The 1,242-nt window shown below is 71.7% G+C and carries 2 protein-coding genes; both read left to right on the forward strand.

The features are described 5' to 3' along the window. On the forward strand, nucleotides 1-498 hold a 498-nt coding region (locus FVW27_RS16295; RefSeq protein WP_424991885.1), incomplete at its 5' end, for a 4Fe-4S binding protein. Further along, on the forward strand, nucleotides 495-1,242 hold a 748-nt coding region (locus FVW27_RS16300; protein WP_167127138.1), incomplete at its 3' end, for a radical SAM protein. The genes FVW27_RS16295 and FVW27_RS16300, both read left to right, overlap by 4 nt.

Here is a 1,242-nt window from a genome sequence, read left to right on the forward strand (position 1 = left end):
GGCGGCACGGTGAACCGCCTGCTGGGCTTCTTCGCGCCGCTGCGCCTGAAGCCCGGCGGTCTGGCCGCGCGCCTGCTGCCCTTCGGCAAGTACGGCGGGCTGGCGCTGGCCCTGTGGGCCTACTTCGTGCTGGGGCAGCCGCGCGTCAACGTGCCCATCCGCACCGGGGAATTCTTCGGCGCGGTAGCCCTTACCTTCGAACACGCCATGCCGCTGTGGCTGGTGCGCACCTGGGCGGTGGTGGGCATTCTGGCGTTGGGCGTGGCGGTGTCCGCCGCGTGGTGCCGCTTTGCCTGTCCGGCGGGCGGGGTGCTGGAAGTGGTGTGCCGTTTCGCGCCGTTCTCGGTGTACAAGACCGACGCCTGCAACGGCTGCGACAAGTGCCGCAGGGTCTGCTACATGGCCACGCGGCCCGGGGAAACCAACTGTACCAACTGCGGGGACTGCCTTGACTCGTGTCCGCAGGACTGCATCGGCATGGGGCGGAAACCGCGATGAACGCGGGCGATTCGCGCCATCCGTGCTTTAGCGCCGGGGCGCACGGCACGCACGCGCGCATCCACCTGCCGGTGGCGGGGGCCTGCAACCTCCGCTGCGGCTATTGCGACCGGCGGCACGACTGCGTCAACGAGTCTCGCCCTGGCGTGACCAGTCGCGTGCTGGACCCGGTGGAGGCCGCGCAACTGGTGGGCCGGGCCGTGGCCGCGCTGCCGCACCTTTCGGTGGTGGGCATTGCCGGGCCGGGCGATCCGCTGGCCAGCCCCGGACCCACGCTGGAAACCCTGGCCCTTGTGCGCCGGGCGCATCCGGGCCTGTTGCTGTGCCTGTCCACCAACGGGCTGGCCCTGCCGGACCATGTTGATGCGCTGGTTGCGCTGGGCGTGGGGCACGTTACCGTGACCCTGAACGCCGTGGACCCGGAACTGGGCGCGCGCCTGTACGCCCATGTGACCGGGGATGACGACCGCGCGCTGCATGGCGCGGAAGGCGCGGCCCATCTGCTGGCCCGGCAGGAGGAAGGGCTGACGCGCCTGGCGCGGGCGGGCATTGCCGTGAAGGTGAATACCGTGGTGGTGCCCGGCATCAACGACGCCCATGTGGAGGCGGTGGCCCGGCGCGCCGCCGCGCTGGGCGCATCGCTGATGAACTGCATCGGACTGATTCCGGTTGCGGGTTCGCCGCTGGGCGGCGTGGAGGCACCGGGACCGCGACTGATGGACGCCGTCCGCGCGGCGGCGGGGC

It is taken from the genome of Nitratidesulfovibrio liaohensis (genome assembly GCF_011682075.1).
GTDB lineage: Bacteria > Desulfobacterota > Desulfovibrionia > Desulfovibrionales > Desulfovibrionaceae > Cupidesulfovibrio > Cupidesulfovibrio liaohensis.